Here is a 244-nt window from a genome sequence, read left to right as displayed (position 1 = left end):
CAGTTGGCCTGCGGCGTTCCCGGAGGACACACCACAGGCTCCGAGTGAAGCATGGATGGGGTTGTCGCAACGGACAATGAGCCTCGGTCATCATACCCCGTCTGGCGAATGCATTGTCATACTGCCGCCGTTTGACCAATCACATAACCAAAGGTGAGTGCCGGCCCCAAGGTGATGCCAGGTCCGGGATAGGACCCCGACATGATCGAATTGATGTCGTTGCCGCAAGCGTACAGTCCAGGAA

Annotated in this window: 1 protein-coding gene; it reads right to left on the bottom strand. The window is 57.8% G+C overall.

The genetic code is table 11. From position 1 onward, the window contains the following. Window positions 1–116: 116 nt before the first annotated feature. The gene (locus tag ACSNOK_RS35800; RefSeq protein ID WP_436784831.1) at window positions 117–236 is read right to left on the bottom strand and encodes a hypothetical protein; all 120 of its coding nucleotides are present in this window, start codon (window positions 234–236) and stop codon (window positions 117–119) included. Between the last annotated feature and the right edge of the window lie 8 nt (window positions 237–244).

Source organism: Streptomyces sp. URMC 126 (assembly GCF_051386555.1).
GTDB lineage: Bacteria > Actinomycetota > Actinomycetes > Streptomycetales > Streptomycetaceae > Streptomyces.
This window is presented reverse-complemented; position numbering and strand designations above follow the sequence as displayed.